This window comes from Elizabethkingia occulta, assembly GCF_002023715.1.
Lineage (GTDB): Bacteria > Bacteroidota > Bacteroidia > Flavobacteriales > Weeksellaceae > Elizabethkingia > Elizabethkingia occulta.
The window spans coordinates 247360-263791 of the sequence record NZ_MAHX01000018.1; the positions used below are offsets into that span (position 1 = coordinate 247360).

Sequence of the window (16432 nt, forward strand, 5' to 3'; positions counted from 1 at the left end):
TTTTTATTATATAGAATATCTTCTATTTCATTCTCTTGTTTGCATTACTGCTTATAAACATTTCGTTCCTTTCTTCCGAGATAATCTCTATAAAACGTTCATAATGCTTCAATACATCGGATATCAATTCGTTTTTAGTAAAGAGCCTTACATCATAACCTTCACGGGCATCACCAAAATAGGATCTCGGAAAATGCGCCTGGTTATCTTCGGCATCCGGTAAATTGTCTTCATTCAGCAGATAGGCAGATACAGTTCTGGACTGGTTTCTTACTCCATATACAAAGTTATTCACCAGGTCATACTGAATCTCTATTTCGATTCGCGTAGGATTTTCATAAGTATTGATCTTTGCTTCTGTTCCATTCTCTGCAAACTCAGCCTGCAACTCTGTAAAAGCTGTTTTGGCTGTTGTTTCTATAAAATGATCTATTGACTGGCGATCGTCCAGCGAGATAATCTGTTTCAGTCGTTCTTTCCAGTATTCTCCTGACCACGGAGCTGTAGATGCGGAGAAGTCACGTTCGTAGTAATTCTTATCAATAATAAGTGCCTTCATCAGGCTTACAATAAATAGCAATATAATAAAGGAGAATGGCAATGCCGTAATCAACGTCATACTCTGTAATGCCTTTAGTCCACCTGCATTTAGTAATAATAATGCCAGTACAGCGAGCAATACTCCCCAGAAGACAGTTTGCCATTTCGGAGAAACTTTAGCATTTTTTGTTGCAATACTATTCATCACAAACATCCCTGAATCCGCAGAGGTAACAAAGAAAATAAGAATGATTAATATTACGAAGAAGCTTACAATTGAGGAGAATGGCATATATTCCAGAAACCTGAACATTAATGCATCCGGATCACCAGCCAGTTGACTAAGTGCTCCGCCAGCTGTATGAAGGTCAATCCAGATTGCACTGTTTCCGAAAACGGACATCCAGATAAAATTAAATAAGGTGGGCAGGATAAGTACTGCTGCAATAAATTCTCTGATGGTTCTCCCTTTCGAAATTTTAGCAATAAATAGTCCTACATACGGAGACCATGAAATCCACCACGCCCAATACAAGATTGTCCAGTTATAAAACCATGGTAAGGTCTCTTCCTCATAGACATGGGTACCGAATGTAAGGTTAAAGAAGTTGTTGATATAGTTACCCAATCCCTCTGTAAAACTACCAATCAAATAGACTGTTGGCCCTAAAGCCAGTACAAATACAAGTAGAACAATTACACTGATTACATTAATATTACTCAGCAATTTTACGCCTTTGTCTACTCCTGTAACAGCAGAAATAATAGAAAGAGTAACTAAAACACTTACAATAATAACCTGATAAATAAAGCTATTCTCGGGTACAATATGCAATGTCTGCAAACCGGAATTGATCTGCACGACTCCGAAACCTAATGTTGTGGTAATACCAAAAAAGGTACTACATAAAGCAAAAACATCGATAGCATTTCCCCATCGTCCGTTTATTTTACCTTTTAGTAATGGATAAAAGCAGCTTCGCAAAGAAAGAGGCAATCTGTAACGGTAAGCAAAATATGATAAAGCCAAACCGACAACTCCATAAATAGCCCATGCATGAATCCCCCAATGGAAGAAGGTATACAACTGTGCATTTTTGGCTCTGTTAATGTGGTTGTTTCCGGTAAATATATCGTTGGAATAATGCTGCATAGGTTCTGCAACACTAAAGTACATTAACCCAATTCCCATACCTGCAGCAAACAGCATGGATATCCATGAGAAAAAAGAATATTTAGGTTTGCTGTCATTTCTGCCCAGCCGGATATTTCCGTACTTGCTAAACATAAGGTAAATAAGAAAAAGAACAAATATGGTCACCGACCATACATAGACCCAGTTCAGTTTAACAAAAATAAATTCTTTTACATTGTTCAGAATTCCTTCTGTAAGTTTTGGAAAAACAGCCGAAAGTACACAGACGGCAATTATAAAAATTAAACTGGGGACTGTAACGCCCTTACTAAATGTAGTTTTAAAATTAGAAAATTTCATCATTATTGTATTAGTTAAAAAGCAGGTACATTCCTTATACCATCGTACGGAATATAGACCTGAACATATAAAAAAATGGAGCCTTTGTTCTGGAATTTCCTGGCGCATACTAGAAAACGGTACAGCAAAATCAGCTGAATACCTGTATGCTAAAAAGGGAAATTAATAGTGATAGAAAAGACTATAATTACGCTGCAAATATAAGGACAAATAATTAAACGGTTTAAAAACGAATACAACCAATTGATTTACAACTAAATAAAAGCGATTCCAAAACTCAAAATCAGGAATACTTTACATGACTGATATTTAAAATTCTCTCCAGAATATTTTTCACAAAAACAACAACACAGGCAATCCCTCCTAATAGCTTTGCACTATCAGTGAAAAATGTGAGTACAAGCAGTAAAATAAACATGCTTGCCAGAAACAGGTTGTCTGAGAAAAATTTACGTTTATAATGCTCCGGAATACTATAAGAAAGCTCTGTATGTGCAACAAAAACATAGTAAGAAAGAGCAAAAATACTAAGTGCTGCCAGTATATTATTGAGAGCAAATAACCGGAATGCCAATGTAAATACTGCAAAATTTTCAACCGAATCCGCATAAAACGTCGTAGTAAAAGGGAAGAAAATAATAGTAAGCATAATTAACATATTCAGCCGGATCACTGGTCCGTTGTAATTATGAATATGCTTGAACAGAAAATGGTGCCTGATCCAGAACATTGTGATTAAGCCAAAGCTAAAAAGCAGTGCCAGAAAATTATACTTCAGTTCCGACAATTCTCCGAGTATCTCAGCATATGTACTTTCTTTGGTCACATGTGGTACTTTGAACTCAATAATAAGAAGGGTAATAGCTATTGCAAAAATAGCATCGCTGAAGAAAGCCAGCCTTTCTACCTGAAATTCCTGTTTCGGATGTTTTACCTCTGTTCCTGAATAACCTTCATTTTCGTGGTTTTTCATATTAAAGTTTTTGTTTTTTGGTGTTAATCAAATTTAAAATAAAAAATGATTATTCTGAATTTATACTCCAAAATATTACAAATACCACCAGTAATTATTCAATATATTTTCATTATAATTAAAACACCACAGAACAAACAATTAAAAATTAATTTTTAATTTTCTGTTGTTAACCGTAATTTTAAAGAATCAATCTAACACCAGATTAAGTTAATTATTATATGAGAGTTTTCAAATATAGGAGTAACTATGGGCGCGATCTTATTACACTAACCTGTAATCAGCTATTCGCATCAAAATATGAGGATCTTAATGATCCGTTTGAAAGTATGCAGTTTATGGATCCAATAAATGATGAGTCATTCATAGAGAGCCTACCCTATTTAACCAATAAAGCCGAACTAAAAGCTGCTTATTCGGAAGTTGTTCGGTTATTAAAAACCCAGGGTGTATATTCACTCTCAAAAGACGTGGATAATGAAATTTTATGGGCTTTATATTCCGATTCTCACAGAGGGTTTGCTATTGAATACGAAACAGATATTCTACTGAAAGACTTTAACTTCAATGCTGATATTCCTTGTGCTTTTATGTTTGACATTGAATACACCAATACCTCCAGGGTTCCAAAGATAATCCAGCAGGCCTTAAACGGACAACTCAATATTCAAAGCATTATCGGCAATAAATCGACTGCCTGGGAAAAGGAAAATGAATTAAGAATAACATTTGAAGATTGGGGACTTCTTACTTACAATCACACCGCTGTTAAGTCTATTATATTCGGAGCAAAGGCACGAAAAGAGGATATAAAAAACACAATGAATTTGCTGAAAGGCAGAGGACTAAAGTACAAGCAAATAGAAATTAGTTCTAAAAAATACCAGCTGAAAGTTAAACCCATTGAAGATTTGTATCCAAACAGTCCTCAATATTATCAGAACAGGGCTTTTTTCGACAGAACATTACTATTAAAACAAAATCTAAAAGAGTATTACAAATACAAAAAACAAATAGAAAGAATTATATTAAAAGTAATAGAGTTACCAAATATCTTGGAAGTTCAGGACATTGTATTAACAGGCGAAACCAATGAACCTACATTGCAAATTTTATGTAAAAATGATTTGAGAAAACTTGCGATTAGAAATTTCAGCTTCAAATATATTAAGCGAAAAGGTTTTATTGAAATAACATAAAAAAGCCCTCTTATTGAGGGCTTTTTGTATCGTAAATAGTTTTTAAATAATCTCCGGCTAAGTTCCTCCCATTACATACATATTCTCCATAGTAGGTACTTCGCTTCCGTTTTCTTTTTCAAGCGTTATCGCAAACGCCTGAGCCTTTGGTATTTTTGAAAGAGCAATCTTACTGTCTTTTTCTTCAGTATACATTCCGGCATTTACTGGTTTTCCGTCTGCAATAGCCCAAAGTTGGTATTGCATACCTTTTGGTGCTTTTGGCAGACTCTCTGCATTCAGATAAACCTCTTTAGTTTTCTGATCCCAGAAAACTGTAGCTTTAGATTCCGGGTGTTTTTCAACTCCTTTCAAAGTAATGATTTGCATATTAGAACCGGACAACATTTGCCATTTCTCATTCATTTTTTGTAATGCTAAATCCTGAGATGTGTTTACGGTTGTAAGTTTTGCAATTTCTTTTTTGGTTTCAGATTGTTGATTTATCCAATACATATTCCCTGCAATACTTACCAAAAACAACACAGATGCTGCAATTGCAAAGTTCTTCCAGTTATTACTCTTTTTAACCTCGGCCGTTTTACCTTTTTCTTCAATTTTTAAATTAATTACAGGCTCAGCAACCTCAGATATTGGTGCTTCTGTTACTTCTTCTTTCTGAATTTTAGCCCAGATCTTAGATTTCAAATCATCTGGCGGCGTCATAGCTTGTACTGTAGCCAGATCTTCTAAAGTTTTTTGCGCTTCCTCAAAAGCAGCCTTAACCTCTGCATTATTCTTCATAACACACTCCAAAATACCTGCCTCCTCGGGAGAAGCAAGACCTAGAATATAAGATTCTATAATTCCGGATGATATGTATTCTTTAGTATTCAATTTATTGATAATCTTTTAATAAATCTTTTAATTTCATTAGTGCATTTCTCATTTTTGTTTTCACTGTGCCCAGCGGTATTTTCAATTGCTCGGATATTTCATTTTGTGTATAACCCTGATAATAAGCCATATTAATGAGCTCCTGTTTATCCGATTCCAAACCTTCCAGAACACTATGAAAGCCAATAAAATCAGATGTATTATTGGATGTAGAAAGCTCTGCACTGTTATATACGAAATCTGGGATAGATTGGTTTTTTAACTCGTTTTGAAAACCTTTTGATTTTAAGTAATCTATTGCCGTATTTCTGGCAATATTGATCATCCAGGTATAAAACCTACCCTTTTGCTGATCATACTGGTGGATAGAGTTCCAGACTTTAACGAAAACATCCTGAATAATTTCTTCAGTATATTCTTTAGATTGTACAATTCGGAATATTACACCATATAATGCACCAGAGTAGTTATCATACAAATGATGAAAACCAGTTTCGTTTTTTTCTTTTAATAAAACGATAAGCTCCTCTTCCGAATAGTTTGTTTTAATTGTGGTATATATTTCTTTTCCAAATGTAACAAAATAAAGAAGATAACAATACAAATCTGTTTAACTTTTTATCTCGTATATGTATTTATGACAATAATACTTAAAATTTATATTCATGAATACAATATTGAAAACAATAGCTATCAGCCTGTCATTAATGATTTCGATCCAGGCCTGTGCTCAGTCTGAAAAATTTAAAATTCAGAATCCATACTATTCCCGTACGGCCACCAACTTATTAAATGTGAGCAATACCGAATGGAAAAAAATTCTGAACACCGAATTGTACCAAGTAGCCAGAGAAGGAGCTACCGAAACAGCTTTTACAGGGAAATATTATGAATTCGATGAGAAAGGAACGTATTACTGCGCAGTTTGTGGTAATCCATTATTCCTTTCTACTTCAAAATTTGCAACCACATGTGGCTGGCCTTCCTTTTACCAACCAATACATAAGAACAGTGTAAAATACAGAAAAGATACTTCTTACAATATGGTAAGAACAGAAGTTTTATGTGGAAGATGTGGTTCTCACCTCGGTCATATTTTCGACGACGGCCCTGAACCTACCGGAAAGCGTTTTTGTATGAATTCTGTCTGTTTAGACTTCACCCCACTAAAAAATAAATAATTCATTTTCAGTTAATTAACAAAATTATTCGACTTTTTTAAATCTAAAATAAAACCAAACTCGTAAATGCCAATAAGAATAAATTCAGATAATGTTTAATAAAAAAATCAAACAAAATGACTACAAAATCAAAAATCACAGCTTTAGGAATGCTTATATTATCATTTGCCTATAGCGGAAATCTTACTGCACAAGTAATGAAAGAAAAAACAGTAATGGTAGGAGGAGCTCCTATGCATCCTTCTAAAAACATTATAGAAAACGCAGTAAACTCCAATGACCACAAAACACTTGTAGCAGCTGTGAAAGCAGCAGGTCTTGTTGAAACGCTACAAGGCGCAGGCCCTTTTACAGTGTTAGCTCCTACCGACGAAGCCTTTAATAAATTACCAAAAGGAACAGTAGAAAATCTCTTGAAACCAGAAAACAAAGAAATGCTGACTAAGATATTGACCTATCATGTTCTTTCCGGAAAGTACAATGCTAAACAAATCTGGGCAGCTGTAAAAGCAGGAAACGGAACAAGCATGATGAAAACTGTAGAAGGAGAAGGTGTTACCTTCTGGACAAAAGGCAAAGATCTTTATATAAAAGATGCTAAAGGCAACAGTGCCAAAGTTACTATTGCTGATGTAAACCAATCCAACGGAGTTATTCATGTTATAGACAAAGTTCTTATGCCTTAGTCATTCGGCTTCTATCCCAAAAACACAAATTTTCACACCAAATATTAACACCTAAAAAATAAAATTATGAAAAAAACAATTCATATTTCAAACCAGGGAGCAACCCTGGATACCAGCAGAAGAAATTTCTTAAAGCTTGGTGGAATTGGTCTTGCGATGGCAGGTCTTACAATGGTGGGTTGCAATGATGGTGATGGATTCAACTTCATGGACGATACGGTATTCGACCTTGGACAAGGTGATGTAGGAGTACTTAATTATGCTTATGCACTAGAGCAGCTGGAAGCCGATTTCTATACCAAGGTGGTGAACAATTTTTATACAGGAATCTCTAGTAACGAAAAAGAGATTTTCACAGATCTTTATCACCACGAGGTTATTCACAGAGATTTTTTCAAAGCAGCAATTAGTGGCGCCACCTCTCATGTTTTACCAAAATTAGAGTTTCAATATCCCAATGTAAATTTTAATGATCGTAGTTCTGTTTTGGCTACAGCCAAAGCTTTGGAAGACACCGGAGTAGCTGCCTACAATGCCGCGGGAAAATATATTACAAATCCGGCATATCTTGTTATCGCCGGAAAGATTGTCTCCGTGGAAGCAAGACACGCATCAGCAATAAGAAATCTTATAAATCCCGGATCGGCTGACTTTTCAGGAGATGATGTTATAGATGCTAACGGACTGGATGTTGCTAAAGAGCCTAAAGACATCGTTATGACTGCAGGTGGATTTATAAAAACCCGCTTTACGTGGAAAGAAAGAGGCATTAGTTAATTATTTCATTTTTAAAACCTATTGTTATGAACATTCTTAAATTATTAGACCAGCTTTCTGATGACAAATTCTTTACTGCGGGTTCATCCAGATCAGAAGCAATTACAAACATATATACTTTCGGAAAAAAAGCAGCGATAGCAGCCGTACCTCTGGGTTTAGGTTCTATGATGACTACAAAAGCTGAAACTGTAAAACAATCATCCATGGCTGTGAGTATGGCTCAAAATGATCTCACAGATGCACTACAACTGGCATTAGTCCTTGAATATCTTGAAAATGAATATTATAATATTGGTCTTTCTGCTCCCGGGCTTATCCCCGCTAAAGACAGAACCGTATTTATGCAAATTTCCAAACATGAATCTGCACACGTAAGCTTTCTTAAAAATACATTAACTTCCCTGGGAACCACTCCTGGTAACAAACCAACCTTCGACTTTACAGCAAAAGGTAAATTTTCTCCATTTACGGATTATAGTCAGTTTCTTATTCTGGCTCAGGCTTTCGAAGATACCGGGGTAAGAGCTTATAAAGGGCAAGCCGGAAATGTGATGTCAAATAAAACTGTTTTACAGGCAGCCCTTCAGATTCATTCAGTAGAAGCCAGACATGCCTCGCAAGTCAGAAGAATGAGAGCTAATAAAGGCTGGATAGAGCTTGCGGACGGCGGAAATATGCCTGCAGCAACCAATCCTGTGTATGCAGGAGAAGATAATACCAATCAGGCAGGATACAACACCAGTACAACATTTGGAGCCGCTGCTGGTTCCGCTTCTTATGATGAGATTCTTACAGGTGATGATGCCAAAGCTATTGCATCTTTATTCATTGTATAAAGGATACATCCACATAACAAATTAACAAAAAGAGCCCTCATACGAGGGCTCTGTAATAATTCGGGATTTTCTAAGGATTGTTTGAAAAATTTGTTTTAACGATAGGCTCTGCCAGTTCTGCACTGATAAAATCTATTGGCAGAATGCCATAAGAGCCCTGTGCACTACTCTGAAAGAAGGTTTTAAGCTTTGGATTTATGGCATTAGAAACTGTAGGAATACTTGGAATCCCGAATATTAGAGGTTTGTAACCGCTTGTGAAATTAATGAACAACTTTCCACTGGTATCGGCTTTAGCCTCATTAAGAACGGTCTGAATCTGAGACCATTTAGTATCATTATTATCTACTTTATAGTTGTCCTGTACTTTTACTTTAACCGGGGAATCATTACTGATCTCAAAAGTGGTATTATCGGCCCAGTTTGTGGCATCCATTCCTTTAGGCTTTGTTTCCGCAGGAAATCTTCTCAATAGTCTTATCTTTCCTCTTATATCTCCCAGTTTAGGAATATTGTTTCCCAGATCCCATTTAGAAGGATTTTTCTGAACATAAGCATCAAAGGTTTTTTCAAAACTTCTGGTTGTATTAGACGCATTATACTCTTCCTTTACCGACATAATCACTGTTTCCGTAGGATGGCTGTCTAAAAATGTATAAACTGCATTCAGTACATCATCAAAGTTCAACATCTGATAAACAGGTCCATGGTGTATGGCAAAAGAATCATCAATGTGTCGGCAGCGGATATCCAGAAAGCGGACACCAATATTAAGCTGTTCAGCGATAGTAAGATTCTGGGTTTTTGCAGTCCCTGAAGGAAATTCTACTGTAGCTCCCGAATCGTGAGTCCCGGGTACTGAGATTTGTGACAAAGAAACATTATCCTGCAAAGCAGACATCCAGTTGCTAATTCCTACTGAAGCTAAAGAAGCTTTGTTAATGGCAGCAGCATTTAATTGGGCTTTAAGACCTTCGGAATCTCTTTCCATGGTGTTCTCTGAACATGAAAAGAATACGCCTGCAATTGCAGCGGTCAGCAAATAGTTAGTTAGTTTTTTCATATGTGATATATTACCAGATATAAAAATACACAGCCCTTGTACAAAGCAGATGAACAGAGTTTTAAACTCTGATTAAGTTATAGTAAACTGCTATGTCAAAAAAAACAAAAGCCCCATTATGGGGCTTTGTTATATAATTTCAATATAGTTATCCAATATTTATATAGCTATACAACGAATTGAGTTTCCTGTATTTTTAGGGTGGATAACAATTGCATTTCTTCCGTTAGCATAAGCATTGCTGGCGTCACTGGCGGTACTGGTCCATACGTGCGGACTTATTCCACGGTTATTTACTCTTCCGCCAGCAGCATTACGAGCACCAATTGCAGGAAACGTAAGCTTAACACTGCTATTTCTGTTACTTGTATATACTTTTGCAGCACTAAAATTTGTTGGTGAATCACTGAAAGTACCTATCTCACTTTTTGTTGTACCATCTAATAAAGATTGTAACTCTGTACGTGTTGGTATACGATAATTTTGTGGGCATGGATCGTTTCCGGTTTTAACAGGCGCAGCTTCAGTTCCACTATTCCATGCATTATCTGCAGCTATAGTGGTATTCCATCCTGCTATCTCAGCAGTCTGGGTAGATCCTGTTGCGACAACTGCGCTACGACCAAACTGATAAAAATTAGACTGGTCAAATAAAGGTCCAGTATCCGGGTCTGCTCTATTATCTCCCAGATTATAACGCATCCATACTTTTCCGTTAATACGTGCTGCTTTTTGTCCATTATAATTGTCCAGATAAATATCTGCAGGGTTCAATGTAAATTTCAGATTGTACATAATGCCCGGTGTAATCTTAAGTCCTGTTAACGCTGCACTCGATACAGTTTGGGTCAGTGGTCCGATGGTAATTGTAGATAAAGTAAATTTACCTGTAGTTGTATTTCCATTCAACATGACAGGATTTGCAACAACAACCTGCGTTCCTAAAGTAGGAAATGTTACAGCTGCAGTTCCGGCAGTTCCGGTCTGAGCGGGTGTACCACTGGACAAAGGCACATTATAAGATGGATAATTGGAATCTATATTGGCAGTAACAGCGGTAATATTATAACCTGTAGCCGATGCATCTATTGTCGTTGTAATAAGACTTAGCTTATGCAGTAGAATAACACTCAGGTAATTAGTCTGATCTCCGGATACCGATGTATCTTTTCGGTAGTACATAAAATCTACTGTATTTGCCAATCCCGAAATACTGGCCGTTGCCAGTATTTTGTTAGAAGTATTGGTATAGGTAACATCCGGTAAATCAGTTTGACTTTTTACAGAATAAACAATGAATGTATAGCTGCTTCCTCCATCCAGATTAAGATCTGCTGTACTACTTTCCTGACCACGAATATAATTTCGCTCTGTTACATATTCCCCTGTAGATCGGAAAACTACTACTTTGTATCTGATCCCATTACCCAAAGGTGTTGGTCCGGTTGCTGCTATAAGATTACCACTTAATGAAGCCTGAGTCTTATTACCTAACGAAGTTTTAACTGGTGATAATTCTGCTACCAACGTAAAATCATTGTTAAAAGGAATTTCCTTTCTCTGTACAAGGGGTGTCGCTTTCGAAATATTTTTACCTAAAGAAGCCTGTCCGCCAAGATCAGCAACATCATCAAAGGCTTCTCCTTCTATATTGATCTTCACATTGGCAGTACCGCCTGCAGTTATTTTGTTGTCTGCATCGCTGCTGCGACAAGAGAATATTGCAAATAAGATCAATAATAGGCTTACACTAATCGTTATTCCAAAACCTGTACGCTTCGGAATAAATTGTGTCTTTCGTTTTTCCATTTTTATTTGTTTGTGTTTTTATCAATATCTAAAGCTTATTTCATAGAACTTTTATTTTGAATTATTACTTATGGAGCATGATTACAGCAGTTATGCTACCTAACAGCACGACAGGAAAATTCAACAGCATTTATCATATACAGATATCTGATCGTTAGTCAATGGTAAACACAGCATCTGCGAAAGCAGTGCATGTTTTTATTCCGTAATTATACGGATGGCTCCATAGTAAGAAGAGCCTATTCTTTCGGGAAAGGGTTGTTGGGTAAAAAGTTCATTTGTTTCATCATTTGTTTGTGTTTTTGTAAAATAAACGACTTCTGCGAATATTTCGAAATAATCTATCAGAAGGAATATTATGCCAGCAAAAATAGAAAATAAAATCAGGAAAACAATGAATATAAGACAATTAACAATTTACCCTGTGATTTTTTTGATGCTATTTTGTGTAGATGCCGATGAATAAAGCATAAAAAAACTAAGTATCTTTGTAAAAGAATTAAAATATAATGGAATCTCTGGAACAGATAATATCATTTAAGTCTTCTCCCAGTCTGGTTGAAAAGCTGTATGAATATGGCATGCAGAAAAACTACGATGCCGGAACTGTTATCCTTCATGAAAACGCCTGTATTCAGGCTATCCCGATTGTAATGAAGGGAACCTTGAAGGTAATCCGTACAGAGGAAGACGGCAGAGAGATTTTATTATATTACATCAAAACCGGAGAAAGTTGTATTATGTCTTTTCTAGGCGGTCTGCATAATGAACCCAGCAAAGTTAAAGCTGAAGTCGAAGAAGAGGCAGAAATACTTTTCCTGCCTATGGCCAAGGTATCCTTATTCATTAAAGAATATCCACAGTGGCTGGATTATATCTTCCGTTTGTATCATAAGCGTTTTGAAGAATTACTGGACGTTATCAATTCAATAGCCTTTAAAAAAGTTGACGAACGTTTGCTATCACTACTATACAAAAAGAAAGAACTTACCGGTAAAGATACTCTAAGCATTACCCACGAACAGCTGGCTAACGAATTGGGAACAGCCAGAGCTGTTGTTTCGCGGCTCTTAAAACAACTTGAAGACAATGGTGTTCTCCAGCTTGGGAGAAACAAAATTACCCTTATGTGACTAAAGTAGCTGTACAGGTTTTTTAGTTGAAGCAATTTTGCAGTATCAAACTTAAAAAACAAATGGATACAGCAGGATATTTAGCTTCAGTTCTTATAGGAATATCATTAGGATTAATCGGCGGCGGTGGCAGCATTCTTACCGTTCCGGTTCTGGTATACCTGTTTCATCTGGATGCTGTCTCTGCAACGGCATATTCTCTCTTTATCGTAGGTGCTACCAGTCTTACAGGTTCCATTTCCTATTTCAGAAAAGGTCTGGTAGATCTTAAAACAGTTTTCGTGTTTGGTATTCCATCCGTTATTTCTGTTTTTTTCACGAGAACCTATATCATTCCTGTTATTCCTCAGAATATCCTTAGCGTAGGAGAATTTACGATCACAAAAAGTATTTTCTTATTGCTGTTATTTGCCATACTCATGATTTTTGCTTCATATGGTATGATTAAAAAGAATAAAGAAACAACCTCATCGGAGAAAATACAGTTCAATTATCCTTTAGTAATTACTGAAGGTATACTTATCGGTGTACTTACCGGCCTTATTGGTGCCGGAGGCGGATTTTTAATTATTCCTGCTTTGGTTAACTTTATGAAACTTCCCATGAAAACGGCAATCGGAACATCTTTGGTAATTATAGCCATCAACTCCCTGGCAGGTTTCTTATTCTCTCTGCCACACATCAGTATTCATTGGAATTTCATCCTGAGCATTACAGGGCTTGCCATTATTGGCATACTTGCTGGCAGCTATATTTCAACTAAAATCGATGGTAAAAAGCTAAAGCCTGCTTTTGGATGGTTTATACTGATAATGGGTATCTACATTATCACTAAAGAAACCCTGCTGAGCTAAGCAATGCTTGTGTGACAAAAGTAGCTGTACAGGGAAATTGGTATTCCGAAATTTGTAGTATTAAAAAAATGAATCATTAACGATCTAAAATAAAATTTATGTTTTTTCAACATGTTTATGACAAAAGTCTAGCACAGGGAAGCTATATCATCGGCTGTCAGGCAACAGGAGAAGCCATTGTAATAGACCCTCAGAGAGATATTGATATTTATCCGGATATTGCCGGACAAAACAATCTCCGCATAACAAAAATTACAGAAACCCACATACATGCAGACTTTCTTTCAGGCTCCAGAGAATTGGCAGAAGTAACAGGTGCAGGATTGTACCTTTCGGATGAAGGTGGCGAAGACTGGCAATACCAGTTTCCACATACAGGATTGAAGGAAGGAGATGTAATCCGTGTCGGAAATCTTTCTCTGGAAGTATTGCATACACCAGGACATACCCCCGAAAGCATCAGTTTTTTGCTTACAGATCATCCGGCTACGGAGAAACCAGTGATGGTGTTTACCGGAGATTTTGTATTCGTGGGAGATATTGGCCGTCCGGATTTATTGGAAAAAGCTGCCGGACTTATGGGCACAAAAGAAGCCGGAGCCCGACAGATGTTTCAGTCTCTGAAAAAATTTGCAGCATTACCAGACTATGTCCAGGTATGGCCGGCCCATGGTGCGGGATCTTCCTGCGGAAAAGCTCTGGGAGCTGTTTCCAGCTCTACTGTAGGCTATGAAAAAATCCGAAACTGGGCATTTCAGTATGGAGAGAACGAAGAGAATTTCACTGAAAATCTTTTAGATGCTCAGCCGGAACCACCGAAGTATTTTGCCATGATGAAGCATCTGAACAAGACAGAACGTCCGTTGCTGACATCTGTTCCCAAACATCCTAAACTAAACAAAGAGGAGTTTAAAAATGCTTATGAAAAAGGTATAAGCATTATAGATGCCCGAAATAAGATGAATTTTGCTCGGGGTTTTATTCCCGGTAGTCTAAACATTCAGGGGAACAATTCTTTTTCCACATGGGCAGGATGGTTACTCAGTTATCAGGAAGAGTTTATTCTGATTTGTGATGATCAGCAAATTGAAGACCTTACCAGAAAGCTTATGCGTGTAGGGCTGGATAATATATACGGATATATTTCTGACATCAATGATTTAGACATTGAACTTCAAGCAGCTGATATCATCTCTTTGGATGAAATGAAAGCATATATACATCAGCCCGATGTACAGATTGTAGATGTACGAAGCGAATCAGAATATAAAGCCGGACATATTGCCGGAGCAGATCATGTTTTTCTGGGAACATTACCAGATAATCTGGACAAAATAAGCAAAGACAAGCAGGTGATTATTCACTGTCAGTCGGGTGACCGTTCTGCAATTGCTTATTCCCTTCTGGTCAAAAATGGTTTTGGAAACATCAAAAATTTCGCAGGCGGAATGAAAAACTGGCTTGCAGATCAGGATAATGTAAATACCGGAATATCCTGTTCCGGGCTGTAGAAGAGTACTACAGTTACTTTTAATATTTAATAAAAAACGATATGAATTTTCAGGAGATCATCAACAGTGACAAACCGGTACTGGTTGATTTTTATGCAGAATGGTGCGGACCATGTCAGATAATGTTCCCTATCTTAGAGGATGTAAAACAACGTGTGGGAGATAGTGCCGGCATTATTAAAATAGATATAGATAAAAACCAACAGCTTGCAGCTGCTTATAAAATAAGAAGCATTCCTACACTTATTGTATTTAAAAATGGTGAGATACGCTGGCGCCAATCAGGAGTATTTCCTGCAAATGAATTAGAGCGATTGATTAACGAAAATACGGAGAATAATGTTAGAACTTATTAAACAACCATGGCCCTGGTACGTGGCCGGACCATTAATCGGATTAACTGTTCCTGCCTTACTTATTTTAGGAAACAAATCTTTTGGTATCAGCGGAACATTACGTAATGTTTGTGCTTCATGTATGCCTGCCAATATTCCGTTTTTTAAATATGACTGGAAAAAAGAAATCTGGAACTGGTTTTTTGTTATCGGTATCTTCTTTGGCGGGGTCATTGCCTCAGTATTTTTAGCCAATCCCCACCCTATCGAAGTCAGCCCTGATCTGGCATCTGAACTCGCAGGTTATGGAATTACCAATTATAATAATCTGGTTCCGGAAGATATCCTGAACTGGCAGTCACTCTTTACCCTAAAAGGTTTTCTGATGATGGTTGTGGGTGGATTTTTAGTTGGTTTCGGATCTCGTTATGCCGGAGGTTGTACAAGTGGCCATGCCGTAATGGGATTATCCAACCTGCAACTGCCTTCACTGATTGCCACAATATGTTTTATGATTGGCGGCTTTATTATGGCTAATCTAATATTACCTATCATCTTATCACTTTAAATACAGATACAATGAAACAAAATACAGACAATAAAGTACAATCGGCGGAGCTGATATGCGCTAATGAAAATACTCCGGCAGATAAATGGTACACCAATATCAGGTACCTGATTGTGGGTATATTATTCGGTATTATATTTATAAAAGCAGAAGTAATCAGTTGGTTTCGCATACAGGAAATGTTCCGCCTGCAATCCTTTTTCATGTATAAAGTAATTGGAAGTGCGGTAATAACCGGTATTATTTCCGTTCAGATTATTAAAAGATTCAACATAAAAACAATCGATGGAAATCCAATTAACATAGCCCCAAAGAAATTCAGCAAAGGACAAATCTACGGTGGTTTGATCTTTGGATTGGGCTGGGCGCTAACAGGAGCTTGTCCGGGATCTTTTTTCGCACAAATCGGAACAGGAGCTACAGTAATTATTGTTACTCTTCTCAGTGCTATTGCCGGAACATGGGTTTACGGATATTTACGGGAAAAACTTCCCCACTAGATGTAATGTAATCTATTCCACTTTATATAATAGAAGAAGGCCGCGCAGATTTTTTAAATCTGTGCGGCTTTTGGTTAATTCCATCCCGAATGT

The 16432-nt window shown here is 36.9% G+C and carries 17 protein-coding genes; 11 read left to right on the plus strand and 6 right to left on the minus strand.

Features of this window, described 5'->3' with window-relative positions:
* Positions 1-22: 22 nt before the first annotated feature.
* Together BAZ10_RS15155 and BAZ10_RS15160 are read right to left on the minus strand one after the other, a co-directional pair.
* Positions 23-2038: a BCCT family transporter gene (locus BAZ10_RS15155; protein WP_078772743.1), complete on the minus strand. Its 2016-nt coding sequence runs from the start codon at positions 2036-2038 to the stop codon at positions 23-25.
* A gap of 280 nt (positions 2039-2318) precedes the next feature.
* Entirely contained in the window at positions 2319-3008 is a 690-nt protein-coding gene (locus tag BAZ10_RS15160; RefSeq protein ID WP_078772744.1) for a TMEM175 family protein, read from the minus strand.
* A gap of 221 nt (positions 3009-3229) precedes the next feature.
* Here BAZ10_RS15160 and BAZ10_RS15165 point away from each other — a divergent pair, with 221 nt between their 5' ends.
* Complete coding sequence (locus BAZ10_RS15165) at positions 3230-4207, plus strand: DUF2971 domain-containing protein (RefSeq protein ID WP_078721167.1); 978 nt, start codon at positions 3230-3232, stop codon at positions 4205-4207.
* A 57-nt stretch (positions 4208-4264) separates the two neighbouring features.
* Here BAZ10_RS15165 and BAZ10_RS15170 read toward each other — a convergent pair whose 3' ends face one another.
* A complete protein-coding gene (locus BAZ10_RS15170) occupies positions 4265-5083 on the minus strand; it encodes an anti-sigma factor (RefSeq protein ID WP_078721166.1) in 819 nt (272 codons plus the stop codon).
* A gap of 1 nt (position 5084) precedes the next feature.
* Positions 5085-5687 carry an RNA polymerase sigma factor gene (locus BAZ10_RS15175; protein ID WP_245803832.1) on the minus strand — a complete coding sequence of 201 codons (603 nt, stop codon included), beginning with the start codon at positions 5685-5687 and terminating at the stop codon, positions 5085-5087.
* A gap of 61 nt (positions 5688-5748) precedes the next feature.
* On the opposite strand from BAZ10_RS15175, the gene msrB reads away from it, so the two are divergent.
* From msrB to BAZ10_RS15195, 4 genes are all read left to right on the plus strand, one after another.
* Positions 5749-6264, plus strand: coding sequence for a peptide-methionine (R)-S-oxide reductase MsrB (gene msrB / locus BAZ10_RS15180; protein ID WP_078402321.1), 516 nt, complete (start codon positions 5749-5751; stop codon positions 6262-6264).
* Between the two features lie 116 nt (positions 6265-6380).
* A complete protein-coding gene (locus BAZ10_RS15185; RefSeq protein WP_078772745.1) occupies positions 6381-6950 on the plus strand; it encodes a fasciclin domain-containing protein in 570 nt (189 codons plus the stop codon).
* A 66-nt stretch (positions 6951-7016) separates the two neighbouring features.
* A complete protein-coding gene (locus BAZ10_RS15190; RefSeq protein WP_078772746.1) occupies positions 7017-7727 on the plus strand; it encodes a ferritin-like domain-containing protein in 711 nt (236 codons plus the stop codon).
* Positions 7728-7753: 26 nt separating this feature from the next.
* A complete protein-coding gene (locus BAZ10_RS15195) occupies positions 7754-8566 on the plus strand; it encodes a ferritin-like domain-containing protein (protein ID WP_078402323.1) in 813 nt (270 codons plus the stop codon).
* A gap of 70 nt (positions 8567-8636) precedes the next feature.
* Here BAZ10_RS15195 and BAZ10_RS15200 read toward each other — a convergent pair whose 3' ends face one another.
* Positions 8637-9629: a phosphatidylinositol-specific phospholipase C gene (locus tag BAZ10_RS15200; RefSeq protein WP_078772747.1), complete on the minus strand. Its 993-nt coding sequence runs from the start codon at positions 9627-9629 to the stop codon at positions 8637-8639.
* Positions 9630-9788: 159 nt separating this feature from the next.
* Positions 9789-11438: a fibrobacter succinogenes major paralogous domain-containing protein gene (locus BAZ10_RS15205; RefSeq protein WP_245803833.1), complete on the minus strand. Its 1650-nt coding sequence runs from the start codon at positions 11436-11438 to the stop codon at positions 9789-9791.
* A gap of 509 nt (positions 11439-11947) precedes the next feature.
* On the opposite strand from BAZ10_RS15205, the gene BAZ10_RS15210 reads away from it, so the two are divergent.
* From BAZ10_RS15210 to BAZ10_RS15235, 6 genes are all read left to right on the plus strand, one after another.
* The gene (locus tag BAZ10_RS15210) at positions 11948-12571 is read left to right on the plus strand and encodes a Crp/Fnr family transcriptional regulator (RefSeq protein ID WP_078772749.1); all 624 of its coding nucleotides are present in this window, start codon (positions 11948-11950) and stop codon (positions 12569-12571) included.
* Positions 12572-12633: 62 nt separating this feature from the next.
* Positions 12634-13425: a sulfite exporter TauE/SafE family protein gene (locus BAZ10_RS15215; protein WP_078772750.1), complete on the plus strand. Its 792-nt coding sequence runs from the start codon at positions 12634-12636 to the stop codon at positions 13423-13425.
* Positions 13426-13523: 98 nt separating this feature from the next.
* Positions 13524-14936, plus strand: coding sequence for an MBL fold metallo-hydrolase (locus BAZ10_RS15220; protein WP_078772751.1), 1413 nt, complete (start codon positions 13524-13526; stop codon positions 14934-14936).
* A 41-nt stretch (positions 14937-14977) separates the two neighbouring features.
* The gene (trxA, locus tag BAZ10_RS15225) at positions 14978-15292 is read left to right on the plus strand and encodes a thioredoxin (RefSeq protein WP_078772752.1); all 315 of its coding nucleotides are present in this window, start codon (positions 14978-14980) and stop codon (positions 15290-15292) included.
* Positions 15276-15839 (plus strand): YeeE/YedE family protein, encoded by a 564-nt coding sequence (locus BAZ10_RS15230; protein ID WP_078772753.1) that lies wholly within the window; start codon positions 15276-15278, stop codon positions 15837-15839. Before trxA ends, BAZ10_RS15230 begins: the two co-directional genes overlap by 17 nt.
* A gap of 11 nt (positions 15840-15850) precedes the next feature.
* Positions 15851-16339 carry a DUF6691 family protein gene (locus BAZ10_RS15235; protein WP_078721157.1) on the plus strand — a complete coding sequence of 163 codons (489 nt, stop codon included), beginning with the start codon at positions 15851-15853 and terminating at the stop codon, positions 16337-16339.
* The last annotated feature ends 93 nt before the right edge of the window (positions 16340-16432 follow it).